This window comes from Mesorhizobium sp. L-2-11 (genome assembly GCF_016756595.1).
Taxonomy (GTDB): domain Bacteria; phylum Pseudomonadota; class Alphaproteobacteria; order Rhizobiales; family Rhizobiaceae; genus Mesorhizobium.
This window is the reverse complement of the sequence record NZ_AP023257.1, coordinates 5,606,987-5,629,633: the sequence shown is the minus strand read 5'-3', so window position 1 is coordinate 5,629,633 and position 22,647 is coordinate 5,606,987. Positions and strand designations below refer to the sequence as shown.

Annotated in this window: 20 protein-coding genes and 1 pseudogene; 7 read left to right on the top strand and 14 right to left on the bottom strand. The window is 64.1% G+C overall.

The window, feature by feature from the left end:
* Positions 1-25 precede the first annotated feature (25 nt).
* From JG739_RS26870 to derI, 3 genes are all read left to right on the top strand, one after another.
* On the top strand, positions 26-793 hold the full coding sequence (locus JG739_RS26870; RefSeq protein WP_202364154.1) for a DeoR/GlpR family DNA-binding transcription regulator: 768 nt from the start codon (positions 26-28) through the stop codon (positions 791-793).
* A gap of 83 nt (positions 794-876) precedes the next feature.
* Positions 877-1,662, top strand: coding sequence for a triose-phosphate isomerase (locus JG739_RS26865; RefSeq protein ID WP_202364153.1), 786 nt, complete (start codon positions 877-879; stop codon positions 1,660-1,662).
* A 29-nt stretch (positions 1,663-1,691) separates the two neighbouring features.
* Positions 1,692-2,135: a D-erythrulose-4-phosphate isomerase gene (gene derI / locus JG739_RS26860; RefSeq protein WP_202364152.1), complete on the top strand. Its 444-nt coding sequence runs from the start codon at positions 1,692-1,694 to the stop codon at positions 2,133-2,135.
* On the opposite strand, the gene dhaL is transcribed toward derI, so the two are convergent.
* From dhaL to oiaX, 8 genes are all read right to left on the bottom strand, one after another.
* Complete coding sequence (gene dhaL, locus JG739_RS26855) at positions 2,132-2,770, bottom strand: dihydroxyacetone kinase subunit DhaL (RefSeq protein WP_202364151.1); 639 nt, start codon at positions 2,768-2,770, stop codon at positions 2,132-2,134. The genes derI and dhaL overlap by 4 nt on opposite strands.
* Before the next feature lie 10 nt (positions 2,771-2,780).
* Complete coding sequence (locus JG739_RS26850; protein WP_202364150.1) at positions 2,781-3,788, bottom strand: dihydroxyacetone kinase subunit DhaK; 1,008 nt, start codon at positions 3,786-3,788, stop codon at positions 2,781-2,783.
* A 174-nt stretch (positions 3,789-3,962) separates the two neighbouring features.
* On the bottom strand, positions 3,963-6,248 hold the full coding sequence (locus tag JG739_RS26845; protein WP_202367663.1) for a xanthine dehydrogenase family protein molybdopterin-binding subunit: 2,286 nt from the start codon (positions 6,246-6,248) through the stop codon (positions 3,963-3,965).
* Positions 6,249-6,257: 9 nt separating this feature from the next.
* Positions 6,258-7,244, bottom strand: a complete 987-nt coding sequence (locus JG739_RS26840; protein WP_202364149.1) for an FAD binding domain-containing protein — start codon at positions 7,242-7,244, stop codon at positions 6,258-6,260.
* 3 nt (positions 7,245-7,247) lie between these two features.
* Positions 7,248-7,907 (bottom strand): 2Fe-2S iron-sulfur cluster-binding protein, encoded by a 660-nt coding sequence (locus JG739_RS26835; RefSeq protein WP_202364148.1) that lies wholly within the window; start codon positions 7,905-7,907, stop codon positions 7,248-7,250.
* 129 nt (positions 7,908-8,036) lie between these two features.
* Positions 8,037-8,921, bottom strand: coding sequence for a helix-turn-helix domain-containing protein (locus JG739_RS26830; RefSeq protein WP_202364147.1), 885 nt, complete (start codon positions 8,919-8,921; stop codon positions 8,037-8,039).
* 168 nt (positions 8,922-9,089) lie between these two features.
* Complete coding sequence (locus JG739_RS26825) at positions 9,090-10,424, bottom strand: four-carbon acid sugar kinase family protein (RefSeq protein WP_202364146.1); 1,335 nt, start codon at positions 10,422-10,424, stop codon at positions 9,090-9,092.
* 4 nt (positions 10,425-10,428) lie between these two features.
* Positions 10,429-11,679 carry a 3-oxo-isoapionate-4-phosphate decarboxylase OiaX gene (gene oiaX, locus JG739_RS26820; protein ID WP_202364145.1) on the bottom strand — a complete coding sequence of 417 codons (1,251 nt, stop codon included), beginning with the start codon at positions 11,677-11,679 and terminating at the stop codon, positions 10,429-10,431.
* Between the two features lie 142 nt (positions 11,680-11,821).
* Here oiaX and JG739_RS26815 point away from each other — a divergent pair, with 142 nt between their 5' ends.
* Positions 11,822-12,532: a transcriptional regulator NanR gene (locus tag JG739_RS26815; RefSeq protein ID WP_202364144.1), complete on the top strand. Its 711-nt coding sequence runs from the start codon at positions 11,822-11,824 to the stop codon at positions 12,530-12,532.
* Positions 12,533-12,738: 206 nt separating this feature from the next.
* On the opposite strand, the gene JG739_RS26810 is transcribed toward JG739_RS26815, so the two are convergent.
* From JG739_RS26810 to JG739_RS26790, 5 genes are all read right to left on the bottom strand, one after another.
* Complete coding sequence (locus JG739_RS26810; RefSeq protein WP_202364143.1) at positions 12,739-13,773, bottom strand: Gfo/Idh/MocA family protein; 1,035 nt, start codon at positions 13,771-13,773, stop codon at positions 12,739-12,741.
* A 3-nt stretch (positions 13,774-13,776) separates the two neighbouring features.
* Entirely contained in the window at positions 13,777-14,841 is a 1,065-nt protein-coding gene (locus JG739_RS26805) for an ABC transporter permease (protein ID WP_202364142.1), read from the bottom strand.
* On the bottom strand, positions 14,834-16,390 hold the full coding sequence (locus JG739_RS26800) for a sugar ABC transporter ATP-binding protein (protein ID WP_202364141.1): 1,557 nt from the start codon (positions 16,388-16,390) through the stop codon (positions 14,834-14,836). Before JG739_RS26800 ends, JG739_RS26805 begins: the two co-directional genes overlap by 8 nt.
* Positions 16,387-17,061: a DUF2291 family protein gene (locus JG739_RS26795; RefSeq protein WP_202364140.1), complete on the bottom strand. Its 675-nt coding sequence runs from the start codon at positions 17,059-17,061 to the stop codon at positions 16,387-16,389. The genes JG739_RS26800 and JG739_RS26795 overlap by 4 nt, the downstream gene beginning before the upstream one ends.
* Before the next feature lie 93 nt (positions 17,062-17,154).
* Positions 17,155-18,096 carry a D-ribose ABC transporter substrate-binding protein gene (locus JG739_RS26790; protein WP_202364139.1) on the bottom strand — a complete coding sequence of 314 codons (942 nt, stop codon included), beginning with the start codon at positions 18,094-18,096 and terminating at the stop codon, positions 17,155-17,157.
* A gap of 525 nt (positions 18,097-18,621) precedes the next feature.
* Here JG739_RS26790 and JG739_RS36450 point away from each other — a divergent pair.
* The 3 genes and pseudogenes from JG739_RS36450 to JG739_RS26780 form a co-directional block, all read left to right on the top strand.
* Positions 18,622-18,972: pseudogene (locus JG739_RS36450) on the top strand (polysaccharide biosynthesis/export family protein); the annotation flags it as partial.
* A gap of 306 nt (positions 18,973-19,278) precedes the next feature.
* Positions 19,279-20,670, top strand: coding sequence for a hypothetical protein (locus JG739_RS26785; protein WP_244749591.1), 1,392 nt, complete (start codon positions 19,279-19,281; stop codon positions 20,668-20,670).
* Positions 20,671-20,732: 62 nt separating this feature from the next.
* On the top strand, positions 20,733-21,485 hold the full coding sequence (locus tag JG739_RS26780) for a hypothetical protein (protein ID WP_202364137.1): 753 nt from the start codon (positions 20,733-20,735) through the stop codon (positions 21,483-21,485).
* 47 nt (positions 21,486-21,532) lie between these two features.
* On the opposite strand, the gene JG739_RS26775 is transcribed toward JG739_RS26780, so the two are convergent.
* Complete coding sequence (locus JG739_RS26775) at positions 21,533-22,360, bottom strand: phosphogluconate dehydrogenase C-terminal domain-containing protein (protein ID WP_202364136.1); 828 nt, start codon at positions 22,358-22,360, stop codon at positions 21,533-21,535.
* Positions 22,361-22,647 lie beyond the last annotated feature (287 nt).

The window sequence follows — 22,647 nt, the reverse complement described above, 5'->3', positions numbered from 1 at the left end:
ACGCGATCAGAAAACAGGCTGGACAATGAAGAGCGACGGCCGGCGGCAAGGCATCATGGATTTTCTGATGGACACCGGCACGGCAAGTGTCGACGATCTTGCCTCGCGCTTCGGCGTGTCGAAGATGACCGTCCATCGCGACCTCGATGAGCTTGAGGAAAGCGGCTTCCTGCGCAAGGTGCGCGGCGGCGCCTCGATCCAGCCGAGCGGTCTGTTCGAGAGTGATTTCCGCTACCGTCAGAAGCAGGCCGCCGAGGAGAAGCAGCGCTTGGCGGTTGCCGCCGTGGCTGTCATCGAACCGGGCCAGACGGTGATCATCGACGACGGCTCGACGGCGGGCGGCATTGCGCGCCACCTTGCGGATCTGCGCCCGCTGACGGTGATCTCCAACAATCTGGCCGTCATCCAGGAACTGGCAGGCGTTGCCGGTATCACGCTGATTGTCCTCGGTGGCCAGTACAGCAAGAAGTTTCACGGTTTCTTCGGCCTGCTTGCCGAGGACACGTTGCGATCGCTGCGCGCCGATGTCGCCTTCCTGTCGTCGTCTGCAATCCACGGCGCTTCCGCCTTCCACCAGGACCAGGAAGTGGTCCACACCAAGCGGCTGATGATGGCCGCCGCCGCGCGTAAATATCTGCTGGTCGATCACGGCAAGTTCGGCCGCACGGCCCTGCATTTCCTGACCGATCTCAAGGCGTTCGACGCCGTCTTCACCGGGCGCGAACTGGGACCGCAGATGCGCGAGGCGTTGGATGGCGCCGGTGTTTCGCTAACACTGGTCGAGAAGGTCTAGACCATGATCCCGAAAGGTGGGAACCGGTTTTCGGAAAAGATCATGGTCAAAGAAGGAGATAGAGCCCCATCCCGCTTCGCGGGATGGAACAGGCTCTAGAAGGAGGACGCGTGGCTTACTGGGTCGGCACAAGCTGGAAAATGAACAAGACGCTTGCAGAAGCGACTGATTTTGCCAGGGCGCTGGCGGGGTTCGTCCCTGGTTTCGACGACCGTATCCAGCCCTTCGTCATCCCACCCTTCACGGCGGTTCGCGAGGTCAAGAAGGCACTGGCGATGACGCGGGTCAAGGTCGGTGCCCAGAACATGCACTGGGCCGACGCCGGAGCCTGGACCGGGGAGATCTCGCCGGTGATGCTGACGGATTGCGGGCTCGACCTCGTCGAGCTCGGCCATAGCGAACGGCGCGAGCATTTCGGTGAGACCGACAATACGATCGGTCTCAAGACCGCAGCGGCGGTGAAGCACGGGCTTGTGGCGCTCATCTGCGTCGGCGAGACATTAGCGCAACGCAACAGCGGCCAGGCCGATTCGGTACTGGCCTTGCAGGTGCACGGCGCGCTGCAATATCTCGAAGGCCAGGCCAAGGCGGCGACGATCCTGTTTGCTTACGAACCGGTCTGGGCGATCGGCGACAAGGGCATTCCGGCAAGTGCGGACTATGCCGACAGGCAGCAGGCGCTGATCAAGAAGATCGCCGGCGATCTTCTGCCGTCCATACCGCCGGTGCTTTATGGCGGCAGCGTCAATCCACAAAATGCCGCTGAGCTGATCGGCCAGCCTCATATCGACGGGCTGTTCATCGGCCGCTCCGCCTGGCAGGCGGAAGGCTATATCGACATCCTCGAATGCGCCTCGGCGGCGATCTGAATTAATAGCAATAGAAAAGGACAGAAAAAATGAAAATAGCCATTGGAGCCGACAGCGCCGGCAAGCCGCTGCTCGACGTCATTGCCGCTCACCTGGCCAGCAAACCCGGCCTCACCGTCAGCGACCTCAGCCAGGCCGGCTACTATGCCGACCTGTCGCAGAAGCTCGCCCAGACCATTCTTGACGGCGAGAACGATCGCGGCATCCTGTTTTGCGGCACCGGCATCGGCGTCTCGATCTCGGCCAACAAGGTGCCCGGCATTCGCGCCGCACTCACCCATGACACCTATTCGGCGGAGCGCGCGGCGAAATCCAACAATGCCCAGATCATCACGATGGGCGCCCGCGTCATCGGCCCGGAACTGGCCAAGTCGATCGTCGACGCCTGGCTCGCATCGGAGTTCGACGAAAAGGGACCGTCGGCCGGCAATGTCCAGGCGATCGACAGGCTCGACGCGGCGAAGCTGGGCTAACCCAGGCTTTTTCGCATCGCGCCGATAACGGTGACCGCCGACGCGGCGCCGGGGTCGATGTGCCCGAGCGACCGCTCGCCGAGCCGCGAGGAGCGGCCCTTCGCGGCGATCATGTCCTTGGTCGCCTCGGCGCCCCGTTCGGCTGCTTCAAGGGCGGCTGCCAGGCTTTCGGACAGTGGCTTGCCGGCGGCATGAGCAGCGGCCGCGGCTTGCGCCGCCGGCAGCCAGGCGTCAACCATCGTCTTCTCGCCGATCTCCGCCTTGCCGCGATCCTGGATGCCTTGCGCCATTGCCTGGAACAGGGCGACGACGTCGGCATCTGTCAGGGTCGTCTTGCCCTTGACGGCCGCCGCACCACGCATGAAGGCCGTTGCGTAGAGCGGACCCGACGAGGCGCCGACGGCGTTGAGGAACGACTTCGCCGCAGTGTTGAGGAGAGCTGTCGGCTCGGTCGCCGTGAGCTCCAGCGGCGCCAGCGCGTCGCGCGCAGCATTGAAACCGAGCGCCATGGCGATGCCATGGTCGGCGTCGCCGATGACGCCGTCGAGCTGACAGAGCCGGTCCTTGTCGGCTTCGATCGCCTCCGCGATCGCATCGAACATTCTTTTCAGATCGGCTGCATCGATGGATGTCATGGATGCACCTTCAGCCGGCGCGGAACATGGCGCAGTCGCAAGGATGATCGAGCATCGCCTGCAATTCGCCGTCGAGATGCATCAGGGTCACCGAGGCGCCGGCCATTTCGAGCGAGGTGCAGTAATTGCCGACCCAGGTCGCGTGAACTGACACGCCGATGTCATCGAGCCGCTGCTTCACACGCCGGTTCATGATGTAAAGCTCCATCAGCGGCGTCGAGCCGAGCGAATTCACGAGCACGGCGACCTTGTCGCCACGCGCCGGCGCCATCTCGGCGAAGATCTTGTCCAGCATCTCGTCGGTGATCTCGTCGGCGGTTTTCAGTTTTCCGCGGGCAATGCCCGGCTCGCCATGGATGCCCATGCCGATCTCCATCTCGTCGGGCCCGATTTCGAAGTTCGGCCGGCGGGTCTGCGGCAGCGAACAGGGTGACAGCGCCACTCCCATGGTGAAGGTGTGATCATTGGCCTTCCTGGCGATGCGCTCGCATTCGTCGAATGACAGCATCCGGTCGCAGGCGCCACCAGCGGCCTTGAAGATGAAGAAATTGCCGGCAACACCACGCCGCTTTCGCCGCTGGTCACGCGGCGCCGATGCCACGTCGTCGGTGGTCAGCACGGTGCGCACCTCGATGTCATCCATCGCCGCCATCTCTGCGGCCATGTCGAAATTCATCACGTCGCCGGCATAGTTGCCATACATGAACAGCACGCCGGCGCCGCCGCTGGCCGCCTTGGCGCATTCGAGGATCGGGTCCGGCGGCGGCGAGGCAAAGACATTGCCGATCGCCGCCGCGTCGGCCAGCCCCTTGCCGACGAAACCGAGGAATGTCGGCTCGTGACCGGAGCCGCCGCCGATGACGAGGCCGACCTTGCCCTGGCGAGGCCCATTGCGGGCGATAATCGAGCGTGGACTGCCCTCCGCGCTTTTGAGATGGCGCGGATGCGCGGCCAGAATACCTTCCAGCATCTCATCGACGGTGCGGTTACCGTCGTTGATGATCTTTTTCGTCTGCACCGGCAGCCTCCCCGAGTTCCGTATTTTCGCAGATAGTACAGGCTGTTACCGGAATTTCCACCCGGGGACGGACATTTCACGCGGCAATATGTTCCCGCGCGGCCATGACCCGCACTCAGGGATTGGCTGCCTCTCTGTCCTTGAGTTTGAAATGCTCGAAGAAGGCTTGCCGCATCAAATGGCGATCACCGGCAAGGCAGGCAGCAGCTTGTCCAGGGTGATGGGAAATTCACGCACCCGCACGCCGGTCGCGTTGTAGATGGCGTTGGCAACAGCTGCCCCCGCACCGCAGACTCCAAGCTCGCCGATCCCCTTCGCGCCGAATGGATTGGCCTTGTCGTCATGTTCCTCGAGGAAGACGACCTCCATCTCGGGGACGTCGCCGTTGATCGGGACGTGATACTCGGCAAGATCGTGATTGACGAAGTGGCCGTAGCGCCGGTCGAGCACCGTCTGCTCCATCAGCGCCGCACCGATCCCCCAGGTCATGCCGCCGATGATTTGCGAGCGCGCGGTCTTGGGGTTGAGGATACGGCCGGCGCCCATCACCGCCAGCATGCGGCGCATGCGGATCTCACCGGTGTCGCAATCGACGGCGACCTCGGCGAAATGCGCGCCATAGGAATGCTGCGAGTAAGCCTTGTATGACTGAGTGGCAGCGCCGGTGGCCACGGAACCCTCGGCTTCGAACCCGTCGGGTGCGATCCGTCGGACGAGGTCGGCCAGGCTTGCCGACCGCTGGCCGACCCTGACCTCGCCGTCGGCAAAGCTTGCCTCGGTGGCGTTCGCGCCGCGTAACGGTGAGGCTTCGCTCGACTGCGCCGCGTCCAATATCCGTTGCTTGAGGGCATTGCAGGCATTGTGCAGCGCCGACCCTGCACTCGCCGCGCCCCAGGACCCGCCGGAGCCGGCGGTGCGCGGGAAGCGGCTGTCGCCAAGCTCCACTTTGATCGACGAGATCGGCACGCCGAGGCTCTCCGCAGCGATCTGGGTCAGGATCGTATAGGTGCCGGTCCCGATATCGGTCATGTCGAGCCGCGCCGTCACCCGACCGTCCCGGTCGACTGCAACCCGCGCCGTCGCCGCGCCGATGTAGTTTGGACGGATCGCCGCCGCCATTCCGTAGCCGATGAGCTTGCGGCCCTCTCGAGTGCTGCCCGGCGTCGGGTTTCTCCGCTGCCAACCGAAACGGCGGGCGCCTTCCTCCATGCAGGCGACGAGATTGCGGGTGGAGAACGGCACGCCGCGCTCGGGATCCTGTGCCGGTTCATTGCGGATCCTGAGCTCGATCGGGTCCAGTCCGAGCCGCTCGGCGAGTTCATCCATGGCGCATTCGAAGGCCAGCATGCCGGGCGCTTCGCCGGGCGAGCGCATCCATTCGCCGCGGTTGATATCCAGCGGGACCAGGCGATGCCGGGTGACACGGTTCGGCGCCGAATAGAGCGAGCGGGCAAAAACTGCCGTTTGCTCGCAGTACTCCTCGAAGCTGGACGTTGCCGACCAAACGTCGTGCGCGATCCCGGTGAGCCGCCCGTCAGTGTCCGTACTGAGACGCACCTGCTGGATCATCTCTGCGCGATGACCGGCATTGGCGAACATCTGTTGTCGCGTCAGCGCGATCTTGACGGGACGCTGCAGGACCCGCGCGGCAAGCGCGGCCAGGATCGTATCGGCATGGGCGATCAGCTTGGAGCCGAAGCCGCCACCGATGAACGGGCTGACGATCCGCACGCGCTCGGGCGGGATGCGAAGCGTGCTGGCGACCCCCGCCCGGAAATTCGCCAGGGTCTGCGCCGATGTATGGATCGTCAGCTCGTTGCCTGACCAGGCGGCGAGCGTCGCATGGGGCTCCATCGGATTGTGATGTTCGAAGGGCGTCCGGTAAGTGGCATCGACCTTGACCGGAGCCGCGGCAAAGGCGCTCTCGAAGTCGCCGATCACGCTGTCGGTCTCGAAGCCGGCATTGGTCCGCTTTGGTGCGTAGGCGTCAGCCACATTTCCCGGCAGATCGTAGCGGCCCGGCTCCTCGTCGTAGCGCACTTTGATGAGGCCGGCGGCAGCGCGTGCCGCCTCGAACGTCTCCGCAACGACCAGCGCGACGGGCTCGTCGTAGTAGCGCACCCGCTCGCTGTTGAGCGCGGGCCGGGCGCGGGTGAAGACCTCCGGCACCGTCGGCGTGACCGCCGGGCCGAAATCCGGCTGGGACGGCGCATTACGGTGCGTCATGACCAGCAGCACTGCCGGCGCCCGTTCGGCTTCCGCCGTGTCGATCTCGGCAATGCGCCCCTTGGCGACGGCGGCGCCGAGAATATAGCCAAAGGCGGTACCCTCCAGCGTATTCTCGTAGGCGTAGGCGGCATCGCCTCTCACCTTGAGCGGACCATCGATGCGATCGAATGGACGCCCGATGATGCCGCTGCGTGTTTCGCGAGGACGGTTCGAGGTCTTCGTCTCTGTCATCATGTCACCTCACGCACTCTCGGCGGCAGCGGCGAGCGTATGCCGCATCGTCCGTTTCGCCAGCGGGATCTTGAAATCATTGCCGCCATATCCGACGGCTCCAGCGAGCGCGGCTTCGGCCGCATCGGTAAAGGCGCCGTCGGACGCCTTCGCTCCTGCGAGCGTGCGCTCCGCCTCCGACGCGCGCCAGGGCTTCGCTGCCACGCCGCCCATGGCGATCCGAGCTCTTCGGATACGATCGCCGCTTTTCTCGACGATTGCTGCCACCGATACCAGCGCGAAGGCGTAGGAGGCACGGTCGCGCACCTTGCGGTAAACCTGCCGGCCGGGCGGCGGCGGCGGCAGGGTGACCGCGGTGATCATCTCGCCGTGGCCGAGCACGGTCTCGACATGCGGCGTCGCCTCGGGCAATCGATGGAGATCGCCGATCGGGATCGTGCGGGTCTCGCCGCCGGGCGATATGGTCTCGATCCTGGCGTCGAGCCCGGCCATGGCGACCGCCATGTCGGAGGGATGAACCGCGATGCAGGCTTGGCTGGCGCCGAGCACGGCATGCATGCGGTTGAAGCCCTGTAGCGCCGCGCAGCCCGAACCCGGGTCGCGCTTGTTGCAAGGCATGTTGCGGTCGTAGAAATAGGGGCAGCGCGTGCGCTGCAGGAGATTGCCGCTGGTCGAGGCCTTGTTGCGTATCTGGCCGGATGCTCCCGCCAGCAGCGCTTGCGTGAGCATCGGATAGTGCGATCTCACCCGCGGATCGGCGGCAAGATCGCTGTTGCGGACCTGGGCGCCGACCCGAAGCCCGCCTGCCGCCGTCTCCTCGATCCGATCGAGTGGCAGCCGGCTGATGTCGACGAGATGCGCTGGGCGTTCGATCTCGAGCTTCATCAGGTCGAGCAGGTTGGTGCCGCCGCTGATGAACTTGGCGTCCGGCCGGGCCGCAACCGCGGCTGCTGCCTGCTCGGCGCTTGCCGCACGTTCATAAGTGAAGGACTGCATTGCTCACGCCCCCTCTGCCGCGTCGCGGATGGCAGCGACAATGTTCGGATAAGCGGCACAACGGCAGATGTTGCCGCTCATCCGCTCGCGGATCTCTGCATCGGTGAGGGCGACAGAAGCCGCTGCCACGTCGGCGCTCGCATGGCTCGGCCAGCCGGCCCTGGCTTCGTCAAGCATGCCGACCGCGGAGCAGATCTGGCCCGGCGTGCAGTAACCGCACTGGAAGCCGTCGCGGGCAACGAAGGCGGCCTGCACCGGATGCAGCCGGTCGCCCTCGGCCAGGCCCTCGATCGTGGTGATCTCGTCGCCTTGATGCATTACCGCAAGCGTCAAGCAGGAATTGATCCGGCGCCCATCGACCAGCACCGTGCATGCGCCGCACTGGCCATGGTGGCAGCCTTTCTTCGAGCCGGTGAGGCCGAGATGGTTGCGCAGCGCGTCAAGCAGCGTCGTCCGCGGGTCGAGCTCGACGGCAAAATCCTTCGCGTTGATCCGCAGCGACATCGGCTTCGTCGGCGCCGGCGTCGGCGGTGCGGCCGCCGCAACGGCGCCGGCCGGCTCCGCATATACCGGTAGACCGGTAGCCAGGAGCACGCCGGTCGCCACCCCGCCCTCCAGCACCGTTCGACGCGTCGGCCCGTTTCTGTTGTCAGTTTCGGTCATGCATGGTCTCCCAGTCGCAATGACAAGAACGGAAGACGGCGCCATGGCGTACCGTCGGGTTCTGTCACTCATCGACCTTGGAGGTGGGGAGGCGCGCGGCGGCTTTCTTTCAAGAAACCGGCGGCAATATCAGGATTCCGGAGAAGAATTCACCCGATAGGCCCGAGGCGTCATGCCCCTGAGACGCCGGAAGGTCGTGGTGAAGTGGCTCTGGCTTGAAAAGCCAAGACGAAAGGCAATGCTACCGATCGACAAACCTGTTTCGCGCAGCAGTATCTCGGCTCGCCGCACGCGTTCCTCGATCACATAAGCATAGGGTGCAAGTCCGGTCGTCGCCTTGAAGCGTCGTGCAAAACTGTCGACGGCCATATCAGCGACGGCCGCCAGCTCGCTTAGCGAAATGTCGGCATTCATATGGGCATCGATGTAAGCCCGAACTCGACCAAGCGCGCGACGGCTGAGACGGCCGTGACGCACTGACGGGCGTTGCTCCCGGTTCAGGGTGGCCACGCGGAGGCTGACCAGGGCGACCAGATGCTCGATATAGGCAGTGTCCGGCTTGTGGCCGAGCGCCATTTCGTCGCGAAGCGAACTCAGCAGCGTGGCGATCACCATGTCTTTCCTGTTCACCAGGATCGGCAGGTCTCTCAAGCGTTCGCAGCCGGGAAGCCTGATATCGGGATCGATCCACAAGGCTGAGTAGGAGAGGTTTACATCGCGATAGAAGCCCTGCCGCTCGGCGCCGGCGGGGACGAAGGTGAGGGCTCCGGGCCGGTCCATTCCGTCGTAGAGCGATCTCGCCTCGTGCCGGATGGACGTATGGGAGGTTCCGCCTTCTTCGGTCAGCACGATCAGATGATGAGGGGCTGTCCAGCGGAGTTCCGCTTCGCGGCACGCCCACCGCCGATTGTCGAAAACGATCGACGAGTCGGCCCATGACGCGGCTTGCCGGGGCTCCGACCTCTCCTCCTGGCTCCGAACCCGTCCTTCGCCAAGCAACGGTCTGAATGACATCGCGGCATCCCACTGGTTCATTTGCGGAGCCGTGACCCAGCCCCGCTTGAGCGTTTACGCCGCCCCGCCGCTGCGCGTACGGCGCCTTATGTGGGGCAGGCATCGTGCGTTGGTAACCGCGCCGTGTTCAAGAAGTCGTGAGATCAGGCAAATCCAGCGCGCCTGCTGTCAGCCGCCGAGCCCATCGCGGATGGCGCAGAAATAGCGATCGGTTCCGACTTGCCCGCCCTTGAGGGCAATCTCCAGTCCGTTGATCGCCTTGACGCGCGAGTGGGCGACGCAAAGCGGAGAGCCCGGCGACGCGGGCAGCGGCATCCTGACCGTCAGCGCATCGACGCCCATCTGGCCGAGCGCATGGCTCGAAGTGTCGCCGCCGGCGATGACCACACGCTGCAATTTCTGCTCGATCGTCAGCTCGCGAAGAAGTTCGCCGAGGCCGCGGCCAAGCTTGTGGCGGGCGCCTTCCTGCCGGTCGATTTCGGCGCCCCGGTCGGCTGTGGGGCCGAGGGCGGTGTAAAGGACGACGCTGCGACCGGCTTCCAGGCTGGCACGCCCGCTTGCCGCCGCGCGCGCAATCGCATCGCTGGAGGCTTCGGAAACCAGTTCGACAGGGTCCACTTCGATCCCGTCGAAACCGTCCGTCAAAGCATGGCGGATCTGTCGTTCCGTCGTCGGCGAGCAACTGCCCGAGACCACTGCGATCCGCTCTGCCGCACCCGGCGGCGAAAAGCTGGGCTCGACCCGGACGGTCCCGTTAGAAGCCCATTCGGCCAATAACGCATATTCGATGCCCGAAGAGCCGACGACGAGAGTGCCGCCCGGCCGGCGAACGCGCCATATCTCCTTGCTGGCAAGTGCCTGACTTTCCAGGCTGGCGATATCCAAAAGCACGATGTTGGTGCCATCGGCCAGCAAGCGATCGAACGCTTCCGATCGGGACGCCGACTGCAGCGTCGCCAGGTCGACCAGCCCTGAGGCGAGGTCCGTCTGGCGCGACAGATGGATCAGCAGGTCGGATTCATCCATCGGTGTGGTCGGGTGTCGGCTCATCACGGGATGGCGGTCGATGCGGTAGTATTTGTCGCGGTAGGCCGCGAATAGATGGCCGAAGGCGGTGTAGCGCTTGAGCTGCGGCGCGCCGACCACCAGCGGCACGCTGTCCTGGCTAAAAACCGAGCGGCCGATCTCGATCGCCCGGCCGATGCTGCCGATCGCCGGGCTGGAATCGAAGGTCGAGCAGACCTTGTAGTGGCAGATCTCGGCGTTCAGGGTCTTCAGCCAGGCAAAGGCGTCCCGCAGATATGTGTCCATCCATTGCGGCGTCTCGCTGCGGCTGGTGCCGGCCAGACCGATGGCACGGCAATGCCCGAACTGCGAAAGCAGGGCCTCGTCCGGCTGGCGCATGAACAGCACGGTCGGCACGCCGCCGAGCTCGAGCGCCTCCATGACGTCGGTCGAACCGGTGAGGTCGTCGCCATAATAGCTCAGGAGCAGGCTTTGCATGGCGTCAGGCCGCTTTGCCGTCGCCGAATTTCTCGATCGACCGCGCCAGTTCCGGGTGGCTCAGGGCGAAGTCCGCCAACGGTATGTCATCGACCGCCGCCTGCCAGGCTTGCTGCACGGCGCGCACGCCGGCGCCCGGCCCGTCAGGATGGCTGACGATGCCGCCGCCGCAGAGATAGAGAAGATCGACCGTTCGGCCGGTTCGCCGGTAGGTTTCGGGGGCTTGTCCACCCCATTGGCCGGAGCCGGCGACCGGCAGCGCGCAATCATCCGGCGAAAAGATCGGCGTGGTCACCGCCTCGAAGGAACTGATGAAAGACCAGTCCGGCTCCCAATATTTCGAGGCGATGCCGTTGATCTGGAACTGATCGACGCCGAGCAGCCGCCAGAACTGCTGCCAGACCTTGAAGTCCATGCCGAGGCCGGGGTGACGGGTGAGAATGTCCCAGCCGTTGCGGTGCGCGTGCAGCACCAGGCTGGAGCGCTTCCGCAGGAACGCCATGCCGCCGAAGCCGACGGAATTGATGTTGACCACCGCGCAATTACCGCCGGCCTTTGCCACCATATCGTGGTTGCGCATCATCTCGTCCGGGTCGGCGTGCGAGATCCCAAAGGCATACATCACCTTTTTGCCAGTCTTCTGCTCATGGTCGAGGACGAGCGGCATGATCGCTTTCACCCGTTCCGACAGCGGCGAATAGGCCGGGCTCATCAGCTTCTCGTCGTCCTTGATGAAATCGACGCCGGCATCGATCAACTCACCGACCATCTCCGCCGTCTCGTGTGGCCGCAGCCCCAGCGCCGGCTTGACGATCGTTCCGATGATCGGGCGGCCCTCGACGCCGGTCAGCCGGCGGCTGCCGGCGACGCCGAATTGCGGGCCCGGATGCGCACCCCGGTATTCCTCCGGCAGCTTCATGTCGACGACGCGAATGCCGGACAGACCCTTGATCGAAAAGGCGCCACCAATGGCGATCGTCATCAATGCCGAAAGATCGGTGCCGATGGCATCAATCGGAAATGCGATGTCGACATCTGCGCGCTTGAAAGGTCCGTCGCCGGCTTCGGGAAGCGACGGGCGATCGGCGTCTGGCAGATGCCTAATCGCAAGAACACGCGCCGCCACCCGGGCCTTGAGCTCTTCGGTCTCGCCGGCCAACGCGACGAAGGTTCCGGTCGACTGGTCGCTTGCGATCTTGGCCGCCAGCGCCTCGATGCTCGACGATGTCTCGATGCGATAGGTGAGGGTGATCATAGCTCGAAAAAAGTTCCCTGATCTTCGAAATCTGGTATAATGAGTACATGAGTATTGCAAGCGATATCCTGCTCGGGCGGGCATTCTGGGATTCGTGATGGCAATGCTAAACAGAGACCGGTCAAGGGAGTGATTCGCGACGATGAACCGTTCGGAGCCGATCGTCCGGCGCAAACTTTCCGACGAAGTGTTTTTGCGACTGAAGCGCCTGATCACCAGCGGCGAATTGCAGCCGGGCGACGACATGCCGTCGGAGCGCGAGCTGATGGAGCGCTTCGAGGTCGGCAGACCGGCGATCCGCGAGGCGATGCAGGCATTGAGCAATATGGGCCTTGTCGCGATCTCGCATGGCGAGCGGGCTAAAGTGCTGCAGTTGACCGCCAAGTCGATCATCAAACAGGTCGACGGCGCGGCCAAGATCATCCTGTCGTCATCGAAGGACACGCTGGAGCACCTCAAGAACGCCCGCATCTTCTTCGAGCGCGGCATGGTCAGGGAAGCCGCCGAAAAGGCAACCGCCGAGGACGTGCAGCGGTTGCGGGCAACAATTGCCGAACAGCGGAGCTTTCGCGGCGATTCCGAAGCCTTCATATCCGCGGATATGAAGTTTCATACCCAGATCGCGGCGATATCCGGCAACCCGATCTATGTCGCGGTCAGCGAAGCGATGCTTGGCTGGCTGAAGGAATATCACACCGAGATGCTGATCTGGACCGGCAAGGAAAATTTCACACTGACCGAGCATGAAGAGATCATCGGCCGCATCGAGCAGAAGGATGCGGACGGCGCCGAGAAGGCAATGATCAAGCACCTCGAGCGCTCACGCGCGCTCTATGTGATGAATTCCGGGTGATGAATTCCGGGTGACGAACTCCGCCAGCTGATTCACCCGATCCGGGTGATCGCGTAAGGCGTCATCACAAGGCGGCGTCGTTCGATGCCGCCATGGCGGATGGTGCGCAGATTGCCGTTACCAAATCCGCGTTGAGCGCGCCGGCGCGCAGGCTGACTGGCTCGGCCTCGACCGCGTGTGTGCATAGAGGAGGAAGCCGTCGGCGGTCATCTCAGCAAAGCGTCGAGCTGCACCGGTTCACCGCTTGCAGCACCGGCATAGGCGGCCTCGACCAGCGCCAGGGTCCTGAGATTGTCGGCGCCCGAGGTTGCCGGCTCGGTCCCGTTCGCCAGGCAGTCGACCCAGTGCCTTTGAATGGCGACGACGCTTTCCTGGATGTTGTGCCATGGCCGCGACGCCCAGGGCAGCAGCGGCGGCGAGACGTCGCTGACCGCCGTTCCGTTCCTGCCCGTGACGGTGAGCCGGTAATTCTGCTCGAGCCGTATCGTGCCGTCACTGCCGTCGATCTCGACCAGCGTCTGCGGAAACGGTTCTGTCGCAAGCTTGGTCGCATAGCTGCAGTCGACCACGGACGTTGCGCCGCTCTTGTGGTCCATCAGCATAGTGGCGACGTCCTCGCCGGCAATCTTGGGATTGATGCGAGCGGTTCGTGTCGTGATCGTCGAAACGTCGCCCAGCAGGAAGCGGGCTATGTCGAGGCAGTGGATGCCGAGGTCTTCGATGATGAAGCGCTTTCCCGTCGCCAGATAGGGCTGCCCGGAAAACACGTCATAGGCCGAGCGGAACGAGACGCGGCCGAAGAAGGGCGTGCCGATGTCGCCGCTGTCGAGCACGGCGCGCACCGCCTGGATCGGCGACTGCCAGCGAAAATTTTCATGCACCATCAACGCCACGCCGGCATCTCTGCATGCCTTCACCATGGCCTTGGCATCGGCAAGCGACGGCGCAAACGGCTTTTGGCAGATCGCCGGAATGTGGTTTTGCGCCGCCATCTCGACAAGCGGACGATGGCTGGGCGCGGTGGTGGCGATATCGACGAAATCCAGGCTTTCGCCGGCAAAAAGTGCGGTCGCGTCGACATAGCGCCGCTCGATGCCGAACTGGTCGCCGACTACTTTGAGCCGTTCCGGGTCGCGGTCGCAGATGGCGACGATCGAGGCGCCCTCGATGTTGCGCCAGGCATGCATCTGGTTGACGGCAAAGAAGCCGCAGCCGATCAGTGCTCCACTTAAGTCCGCCACGGGTCAGCCCGCCTTTGCCATCTGCATCAGCGTCACCCGGCTCTGCAGCCGGCGCTGCGCCTGGTCGACGACGACGGCGACGATGATCACCAGGCCCTTGATCACCATCTGCCAGAACGAGCTCACCCCCATCATCACCAGCCCATCGGAAAGGATACCGATGACGAAGGCGCCGACGATGGTGCCGCCGATCGTGCCGCGGCCGCCCGACATCGAGGTGCCGCCGAGCACCGCCGCGGCGATGGCGTTGAGCTCGAAGCTTTCGCCGGTCGCCGGATGCGAGGCCATCAGTTCGGAGGAGATGATCAGCCCGACGACCGCCGCGCAGAAGCCGGAGAACATGTAGACGAACATCTTCACCATGTTGACCCTGACGCCCGAAATCCGCGCCGCCCGTTCGTTGCCGCCGACGGCGAAGATGTGGCGGCCGAGCGGGGTGTATTTGGCCAGATAGGCCGCCCCAACTGCTACGACGACAAGAATCCATATCGAGACCGGCAGGCCGAGCAGACGGCCGGCGCCGAGGAAGCCGAACCCGGTCGTGCCCAGATCGGGCTTGCCGACGAGGTTCGGAAAGGTGCGGCCATCCGACGACAGCAGCGCCAGGCCGCGTGCGACATAGAGCACGCCGAGCGTGGCGATGAACGGTGCGACATTCAGCCTGGTGATCAGCAATCCGTTGACGGCGCCGATCAATATGCCGACCGCCAGCGTGATCAGTGCTATCTCGAAGACGTTGAAATAGATCGTGTAGCCGACCTGCAGGTCGATGCCGTTGAGCACGAGATAGCCGGCGACCATGCCGCACAGGCCGACGATCGAGCCGACCGAGAGGTCGATGCCGCCGGTGATGATGACGAAGGTCATGCCCATGGCCAGGAAGGCGTTCAGCGCCACGTGCTTCGACATCAGGATCAGGTTGGCGGCCGACAGGAAATTCGGCGCCGCGATCGAGAAGAAGATCAGGACGGCGATCAGCGCGATGAACGTCCTCGCCTTCATCAGCGTCAGTAGCACGGAGCCGTTCGAGGCTGAGGCAACCGAAGCCTTGGCCGGGATGTCAGTCATGGGCATGGCTCTCCATGTGCGGGACCGGTCCGTGGCCAAGCGCCGATGCGGCGACAAGTGCCGCCTCCGTCGCCTCGGCGCGATCGAACATGCCGGTCAGCTTTCCATTGCTCATCACCGCAATGCGGTCCGACAGCGCCATCACCTCGTCGAGATCGGAGGTGGCGAACAGAATGCCGAGCCCGTCGCGGGACAGCTTGCGCATGGTGCGGAAGACGTCGGCCTTGGCGCCGACATCGATGCCGCGGCTCGGCTCGTCCATCAGCAGCACCTTCGGCCCGGTGAGCAGCGCCTTGCCGATCACCACCTTCTGCTGGTTGCCGCCCGACAGCGACGAGACCTCCTGTGCAGGGTCGGCGACCTTGATCGCCAGTTCCCGCACCATCTGCGTCACAGCCTGGTTTTCCTTGGCGCCGCTAATATGGAACAGGCGCACAAACCGCGACAGGCTGGCCAGCGTCAGATTGCTGGCGACCGAGAGGATCGACACCAGACCCTCGCGCTGGCGGTCCTCGGGGATCAGCGCGAGCCCGCGCCGGATGCGCCGCGTGGTGTCGCGTTCTCTGACCTTCTTGCCGGCGATGAAGATCGCTCCGGTGGCATGCACATGGCGCCCCATGATGCAGTCGAACAGCTCGCTGCGTCCGGCGCCCATCAGGCCGTAGATGCCGAGGATCTCGCCGGCACGCAGCGACAGCGAGACATGATCGACCGCAAGCCCCCCGGTCACGCGCGGCAGGCAGATGTCCTCGGCGCGGAAGATCTCTTCGCCCGGAACATGGCCGTCGGCCTTGGCGAAGTCCTTGGCGTCAGAGCCGATCATCTGCCGCACGATCCATTGCGCGTCGACGTTTTTCATCCTCTCCTGGCCGGTGATGCGGCCGTCGCGCAGCACGGTGATGTAGTCGCCGATGCGGATCAGTTCCTCGAGCCGGTGCGAGATGTAGACGATCGCCACGCCGCGCGCCTTGAGGTCGGCAATGACCTTGAACAGGATCTCGACCTCCGCCGCACTCAGCGCCGAGGTCGGTTCGTCCATGATCAGGATCCGCGCATCGAGCGAAACCGCCTTGGCGATCTCGACCAGCTGCTGCTGGCCGATGCGCAGGTCCTCGACCAGCATGTCGGGCCGGATGCCGGCTTGCAGGCGCTCGAGAAATTCGGCCGCGCGGCGCTCCTGTTCCCGGCCGTCGATCTTGCGGAACCGGTTGGTGATCTCGCGGGTGGCAAAAATGTTTTCGGCGACGCTCAAATTGCCGAACAGGTTCAGCTCCTGGAACACCATGCCGATGCCGCGGTTCACCGCGTCCCCGGATGAGGAGAAGGAAACCTCCTCGCCCTCCAGCAGGATGCGGCCGAGCGTCGGCTGCTCGACGCCGGCGATGATCTTCATCAGCGTCGATTTGCCGGCGCCGTTTTCGCCGACCAGCACGTTGACCGCGCCCTTGCGCACTTCGAAATTCGCGCGCTTGACCGCGACTGTGCCCGAATAGACCTTGGAGACGTCTTCCAGCTTCAGGATGACATCATGCTTGCCGGCGGCAGTCATGGCTTCGGCCCCACCTCTGCCTCCGCCGGGGTCACCAGCGGCAAGTCCTGGCCGCTGCCCATCACATAAGCGCCGACAACCCTGGCGCTGCGGCCCTCCAGCGCTTCGCGCGGCAGCTTGGAGAGCACCGTCTTGTCGGCATGGTTGTTGAACGCCTTGCCGAACTGGGCGAAGTCGATCTGGTTGGTGAAATCGTTGAACTGGATGAAGTCGAGGCTGTCGCGCAGCGCGGTGCCACGCATCGCCGGTCCGATCTGCACCCGCGCATCCGCCTTGCCGTCGCCGTCGGCATCGACGTCCATGGTCGCCGCGCGTGACTGTGTGTTCGCCGCAACAATCTTGCCTTCGAGGCGAACCGCGAAGGTCCACGGCGAATTCGCCTGCTTCTTCGGATTGCCAAATTTGGCGCCGGCAGCCGCAGGATCGGCTTTCGCCAGGGCGTGAACCTCGGGAAACGATCCGGCCTTCTGCCTGACATAGGGCACCACCTTCGCAGCCCAGATATCGCCGACCATCTTGTCCGCATTGAAGGCCGGGGCATTGCCGCCATCTTCCGCGGACGGCGTCGGCAGGATCTTGCAGGCAGTCACGCTGATGCCAAATATCACGGCAAGGGTCGGCCAAGCGAGGGTCGGCCAGGCAACGGTCGGCCAAGTCAGCTTGTTCAACATGTCGGCTTCTTCGGCATGGCGGTCAGGGCACCCAGGAAATGGAAGCAAGGGACGAGCCGGAAGCCCGTCCCCTGCGATTGAGGTCACGCCGGCTCAGTTGGTCAGCGCGAAAGTTTCCAGCTTGGCGGCATTGTCGCCATTGATCAGGACGCAGTCCATCAGCTGCTTTTCCTCGGCCGGAGACTTCTTGTTCTTGATGAAGTCGTTGGCCTGCTCGACTGCCATCTGGGCCTGCGCATAGGCCGGCTGCAGGACCGTGGCCTTGATGCCGCCTGAGGCGATCGAGTCGCGGACGTCATTCGATCCGTCGAAGCCGACGACGATGACGTCCTTGCGGCCGGCGGCGGCAAGTGCGGCATGGGCCCCCATCGCCATCGTATCGTTGCCGGAGATCACGCCCTTGATGTCCGGATTGGCCTGGAGGATCGATTCCATCTTGGCATAGGCCTCGGTCTGGCTCCAGTTGGCCGATTGCTGCGCCACCATCTTCAGGTCCGGATAGTCGTCGATGACATCGTGGTAGCCCTTGGAGCGGATGCCGGCATTGGTGTCGGATTCCTTGCCGACCAGCTCGACGTAATTGCCTTTCTCGCCCATCAGCTTGACGAACTCCTGCGCGCCGAGCTGGGCGCCCTGGTAGTTGTTGGAGACGATCTGCGCGACGGCGACGCCGGTGGCGTTGATCTCGCGATCGATCAGGAACGACGGAACGCCCGCGTCCTTGGCCTTCTGCACGGCGGCGACCGAGGCATCGGCGCCGGCATTGTCGAGAATGATCGCCTTGGCGCCGCGGCCGATCGCCGTGTCGATCAGCTCGGACTGCTTGTTGGCGTCGTCGTCATGGACCAGAACCAGCGTTTCATAGCCGAGTTCCTCGGCCTTGGCCTCCGCGCCGACGGCTTCGGCCTTGAAGAATGGGTTGTCGTGCGAGGGCGTGATGATGGCAATGAGATCCGCCGCATAGGCGGGTGCGGCGGTGCCCAGCGCCAGCATGCCGGCAAAAGCCGCAAGTGTCATTCTGCGAGTGAGTTTCATGAGTTCCTCCCATTTGAAAAGCCTGCGCTTCCGCAGCCAGGCTGAAATGCATTCCAGTTTGTCAGGCGGATCGCGTCCGGCGAATCGGGTCCTTTGCCGGCCCACTTAGGCGGATCATCCGGTCCGGTGCCGTCCTCAGGTTGCCCTCCACCTAACCGTTTTCAGCCCGGCCTCGGCTGGCCAAAGCCATTTCAACAGCTAAGGTAACTGGTATAATGAGTCAATCACAAATTCAGATGATATGTATCTGATGAGCGGCGAGCGGCTCATGCATCAGCCACGGGCCACCGACTTCGTTCCCTACGATGCGCCGGCAGCTGGCCAAGCCGGAGAACCACCACCTTAAGGGGTATGATGCGCGGGTGAGGGCGTACACTGCTAAGCCTTATTCGGTGCTGAGCGGTACGCGCAGGCTTTGCTAGTATCGCGCTTTGGTTGTGGAATTTCTCCGCGGCCCCAGCCTGCGCGCGGGTTTCCAAAAAAATCCGTTCGCGGCAAGGGTCGCATTGCCGGTGAGGTTCAGCTATGACTTTTGTGCAGAGTTCCAGGCCGCCATCCTCCAGTCCCGCGTCAAGCGTTGCTGACCGACGCCATCTGGCTTCATCACGTGGCGGCAGCGCCATGCTGTGCCTCGTTTCGTTCTGTATCATCCTGCTGCTGGGATCTGCGGCACACGGTCGGCCGCAGGCTGACGACAGACTTGCTCCGCGAGACACGATCGAACTGCACGTTTGGCAATGGACTGCCTTGCGCGATGGCGTTCTGGAGGCGTTGCAGCTCAACCATAGTTTCACCATCGACTCGACTGGCACGCTTGACCTTCCATTGATCGGTAGCATTGCCGCCGCAGGTCTACGTGAGGAGGAGCTGGCAGAGCTGATTTCAGATCGCTTGCAAGCCAGGAGCGGCCGTCAGGAACGGGCAGACATAACCGTCAAATTGATACAAAGTTCGCCTTCTGACCTCACAGCTTCGGTGGAGGTCAAACAAGAAGCGCCCGAACCGCCTGCAGACGCAGCCCGCGACGGCTCTTCGGCCGTGGCTTCGCAACGCACCAGTGTCGAGAACGGCCAGGCCGAGGCGCAGCCGGGCGTGCGCAGTTCCCACACACCTCGGCAACCTGCTGTGGAGCAACAGCAAGCTCTGCAAGGGGCATTGCTGAATGAGCTGTCCGCCGCTCGCATGGAAATTGCTTCAGCGCGCGCGGAAGCACGTGCGGCTCGCCAGACTGCTCGCAACGATGCCGCCCGACACAATCAGAACCTTGCGACGGCGCGCAAACGGGCTGACGCCTTGGTGCGGGAACTCGATGCGGTGCGGACTGATCGCGGCACGCTGGAACAAAAGCTCTTTGCGGCGTTGAGGGAAGTCGACGCGCTCAAAAAGAGCGTGCAGTCGGCTCGCGGTGACCCGGCTCGCGCTGACCATGACGGCCGCGATTTGGCGGCAGCGCGAGCCGAACTGACCGTGATGCAGCGCGGCGCCCGCGACGCCAGCGCGCAGGCGCGAGCGGTAGCCGACACGATGGCCGAACAAGGACAGGCGCTAAAACAGCAGAGGCGAAGAGCCGAAGAGCTCGCGCTCGATCTGGAAGTGGCGCGACGCGAAGTCGAGGATTTAAAGGCCAAAGCCGTTTTCGCCGATCGCGAGAGGGCCGCCATGCTTGCAGCGCGTCGCTCTATGGAGGCCTCCGTGGCTGAGGCGCAGCGAACGCTTGATGAGGAGCGGCACAAGGCTGAGCGCTTCGAACGCGAACTCGCCGCGGCGCGCCAAACCATCGACGCGCTTAAGACAAGCGCGGATCTGGCTGCGGTCGCGCGCACCAACGCCATCAGGGACCGACAGGCGGCCGAGGCGGCTTTGAAGCGAGCTGGCGACGCACTCGAACTGGAGCGCGAACGGGCCGGTACAGCCGCAAACGATCGCGAGAAGGCCGCCATGCTTGCAGCGCGTCGCTCTATCGAGGCCTCCGTGGCAGAGGCGCAGCGAGCGCTTGATGAGCAGCGGCACAAGGCTGAGCGCTTCGAACGCGAACTCGCCGCCGCGCGCCAAACCATCGACGCGCTTAAGGCGAGCGCGGATCTGGCTGCGGCCGCGCGCACCAGCGCCATCAGGGACCGACAGACGGCCGAGGCGGCTTTGAAGCGAGCTGGCGATGCACTCGAACTGGAGCGCGAACGGGCCGATTCAGCCGCAAATGATCGCGACAGGGCTCGCCGGGAACGCGACGCGGCAAAGCAGGAGGCGAGCCGCGTCTCGATGGAGCTGAGCGCGGCGTTGGAGCAAGAGCGCAACGAGGCCATCGGCCTGGCCCGCGACCTCAGCGCCGCTCGAAAGGCGATTGACGTTGAAAAGGCCCGGGATGAACGTCGCAGCGAGCGCGTTCCGAAAGCGCGTGCCGTCGCAACTTCGCGTGCAGATGTGTCGGCGCGCTCGCGACCAGCCCGTCAATCGGGGTTGCGGGAAAACCACAAAGTAAAGGCCAAAAGACCGTCGCGAGCTGTTGTGGTGGCGACCATCACGCTTCCCGACGCGTTGCTCCCGACGCGACCGTCGAAGCTCGGCGCTCACTAGTGAGGGCTGATCGTGAAGGGCATATCCGTGGGCCGAATACATGCCGCAGGAGGAATATGGTGATGAACAAATACGTCGCAGCCGCATTCACAGTCGCGATCGCGATTGGCCCGGCCTCGGCTCTGGAAGCGGGGCTTGGCGGTAAACTTGGCGGTGTCGGGGTCGGTGCCGGCCTTGGCGCCGGCCCGAAAGGCGCCTCTGTGTCGGGCGGCGCGAGCGCCGACGGAGTAGGGGGAGCAAGCCTTGGCGGATCGCTCGGCGCGGACAAGGGATCGCTCGGCGCCGGGCTTGGCGTCAGCGGCAACCTCGGCGGTGCAAGCGGCGGCCTGTCGACAGGTGTCGGGGTGGGCGACCCTACGTCCGCATCGGGCACAGCTCCAGGAGCTAAGCCAGGCAACCCGGCACTGGGCGCCGGGCAAGCCGCGACCGCCGACGTCACGCCAGCCACCACCAAGGCCATGGCGGCGCGACAATTCGCCGTCCTGCCGCGCAGGCTCAGGCCTTCCGGAGGGGGTCGCGACGCGTTGGCGCCGAACACCTATGGCTATCCGTTTATCGCGCCGCTGAGAGCCAAACCCGGTATCCCACCAGCTGTGGTGCGCGCCTGCCGCACGGCGATCGCGTCGGCCGCGGCGCCGCTTGGCGCCGTGCGTGTTCAAGCGGTAAGCGCAGGTCCGTTGCAGCAATTTCGGGGCGCGCTCACGGCGCGGCTCGAGGTGCGCATACACTATGCAAGACAAGGCGGCGTCGAGGTTCGGCAGGCGCAAGTCGGCTGTCGCCTCGATGCGGCGGGCAGGGTCGCCGCGGTGACATAAAGCGCGCCTCATCCTTCTCCCGCAGCGGGAGAAGGAAAAGGGTCGCCTCAGGTGATGCGCTGAATGCTCGCCGCAATCTCTTCCGGCTCGAAGACCCGCTTCCAGTCGTCGCGCATCAGCACCGGCTTGCCGAACTCGATGGCCTTGTTGCAGGCGTCGGAGAACACGCCCTTGGTCTCGCCGAATATGACGGCGCCGAGTACATTCATGTGGCCAAGCAGGAAGTCGAGCGCAGCCTGCTGGTCGACCCCGCGCGCGACGACCTCGTCGACGGCTTCCTTCATCACGACCAGCAACGAAGCGCAGACGGTCTCCGAAAGGCCTGGCTCGAGCAGCGCCATCTGGTCGACGGTGACGCGATGCGACCGCATCACCGGGGCCCAGATGATTTTGGCGATCGCTTCGCCCTTGGCGAAATCCTCCTCCGGTCCCTGCATCAGCGCGCTGACCATATGCTGCTTGGCCTTGACGCCGCCGAAATAGTCCTTCTTGGCCGCCATGTCGGTCTCGTCGTTGAAGATCGGCGGATGGCAGGGATGGGTGACGAAATAGGTCAGGTCCGGCCGCTTCGGCAGATGGCCGGCGAAAGGCGCTGCGGCGTCGAGCACGACCACCATGGTGCCGGACGCAAGCTTGCCCTCGATGCTGGCCGCAACCTTGCCGATATGAGTGTCGGGAACCGCCAGGATCACCACTTCGGCGCCGTTCAGGGCTTCATCGGCGCTGACCGCGTCGATGCCCAGCCCGGTCTTCAGTCGCTCGCGGCCGGCGTCGCTGACCTCGACATGGCGTATGATGTGGGAAGAGCCGCGAAAATTGGTCGACAGCCGGTAACCCATTTTGCCGCCGGCGCCAAACAGCGCAATCGTTGTCATCCAGCCGTCCTCCTGATCTCATCGATGGGCCCGATCATCACCTCAGTAACTGGTATAATCACACTACCATAATTTGGCAATCCGGTTTTGGATGAAGGCGTTCATGACGGCAAGTTCCGCAGTCACGCGCCGTTGACTGCGCCAGCTGATGGCGGCCTTTTCGGATCATTCGGTGGATCGACATCGCATTTTGCATTCCCGGCGAGGCGGGGTCTTGTCAGGAGTCCGGCGAGCCGTCAGTCTTGATGTCTTGGGGTCCGCCGCCAACCGTTTCAGCAGTAACCGTG